Below are 1,976 nucleotides of genomic sequence, written 5' to 3'. Positions count from 1 at the left end.
GCTCGCGTGACGTTTGGCGGCAGGCCAAGACGCCATACAACAGCATACAAACCAAGTGCCGTCGAATCTCGCAGAAAGACTCGTTCAGCAGACCCTAATTAATACCTTATATGCCCCAAACGAGGTTGGTGGTGCGGAACGCTCGGTGGCATTGCTTGCAAATTCATTGGCTGATGCTGGGCATCAGGTCGTTGTTATATGTACATCGCCGGATAAGGATAAAAGAGTGGAAAGAGGGAATGTGACAATCCATTACGTGAAGTTGCGAAATGTTTACTGGCCATATGACGAACACCATCAATACGAAAAAATATTGTGGCATTTATTTGATATAAATAATGTCCTTATGACTCGTAGAGTCAAGGATATTTTAATGGCTGAAAACCCGAATATTGTTCACACGAATAACATAGCTGGTTTCTCTATTGGTGTCTGGCAGGTTGCACACAAGTTGCGGTTGCCTGTAGTTCACACGATAAGGGATTACTATCTCTTATGCCCTCGAATGACAATGTTCAAAGATAATAACTGCTCACGGCAGTGTGCGGTGTGTAAGGTCTTTAGTATGCCGAAGCTTGCGAATACGAAGTTGGTTGATGTCGTCGTGGGCATCAGTCGTTTTATTTTGTCAAAACATCTTGAACACGGAGCGTTTCGGAGTTGTGATACAGCGGTGATTCCGAATGCGTACGTACCACCTACACCAGTTCCAAGAGATGAAGGAGGATCTGTAGGCCGTCGGCTTACTTTGGGGTATTTAGGGCGGTTTGACCGTGAGAAAGGCGTAGAGTTTATGCTGTCTGAATTATGTTCACTGGTCGATGAATGCTGGGATCTCATCCTAGCTGGAAAGGGATTCAAAGCCAACATCGTTCCAAGCGCCATAAGAGATAGGGTAAGATACGTAGGATACGTGAATCCCCAGGAATTTTTCTCTCAAATAGACGTTTTGGTGGTGCCGTCATTGTGGCAAGAACCACTAGGTAGGATCGTTTTGGAAGCGCACAGTCATGGAGTTCCTGTGATTGGTTCGAAGAGAGGCGGTATTCCAGAGATGATTGACGACGGGGTGACCGGATGGCTCTTCGAGCCCGAACAACCAAATTCCTTAGCTTCCGTAGTAAGAGCTGTTATTAATGATAAAGCGCTAATTAGAGAAATGGCGAAGAACTGTAGAAGGCGGACCGTAGTGTATTCTACAGATAGTGTACTTGGCAAGTATATGGAAATATACGAGAGAGTATTAAAATGACCAACCCACGGTCAGTCGATGTCGAATCCATGACGATCTGCTGTATGCGTCAAATCGAGCACAGCGCGCCTAGCAAAGCTAGGCACAACTAGCCGGTGCAAGTCCGGCCGAGGTAGGGGCCAGACCGCCTCGTTGCTAGCAGGCACTTGGTGGTGAGAGCCTAAGGGTGAAGCCCTGCGAAAAGCCCGGATGGGTGAAGCGAAACTGCAGGCCGTAACATGAAGTGAATCCTGCCGCATCGTTAATCCCGGATTTCGACGGTTTTGTCCTTAGTGAACCCTAGCGATATGGAAATTCCAAGGTTATCCGTATATGGTTGTTGGAATGCCAGCTGCCGATAGAGGCGTGGTACGGCACGTTCGCTGATCTCACCGTCGCAGACGCTGTGCTCGACCGCCTCGTCCACAATGCCCACAAGCTCCTGCTGAAGGGCGAATCTATGCGAAAATTAAGAAATGGCTTGCCACAGGCCGAGAAAACTGGTAAATAGGGTCTGCTGAACGAACGGAAAGTCCTTTACTGGCCAGGATTTTGGGGCTCTGAACGCGAATTTATGTGCAAGGGTTTTTGTAGACAGGAGCGCAAAATCCTTGCACATGGAGGACAGATCGATGTTCCGCGCGAGGGAGAACCAACTTATTTTGCCAGGTGATTTCTTCCTTCCGTTCTGTGGGAAGTTGAATGAGGATAACCGCTGGGTCAAGCTTGCGCAGGTGATTCCGTG

Annotated in this window: 2 protein-coding genes; both read left to right on the top strand. The window is 48.2% G+C overall.

Going from position 1 to position 1,976, the window contains the following annotated elements; translation table 11 throughout:
• The first annotated feature begins 55 nt into the window (after window positions 1–55).
• A complete protein-coding gene (locus tag BM357_RS18655) occupies window positions 56–1,252 on the top strand; it encodes a glycosyltransferase family 4 protein (protein ID WP_281245622.1) in 1,197 nt (398 codons plus the stop codon).
• A 316-nt stretch (window positions 1,253–1,568) separates the two neighbouring features.
• Window positions 1,569–1,742 carry an ATP-binding protein gene (locus tag BM357_RS19105; protein WP_342741647.1) on the top strand — a complete coding sequence of 58 codons (174 nt, stop codon included), beginning with the start codon at window positions 1,569–1,571 and terminating at the stop codon, window positions 1,740–1,742.
• Window positions 1,743–1,976: the final 234 nt, after the last annotated feature.

The organism is Paenalicyclobacillus macrosporangiidus (assembly GCF_900116805.1).
GTDB classification, from domain to species: Bacteria; Bacillota; Bacilli; order Alicyclobacillales; family Alicyclobacillaceae; genus Alicyclobacillus_H; species Alicyclobacillus_H macrosporangiidus.
This window is presented reverse-complemented; position numbering and strand designations above follow the sequence as displayed.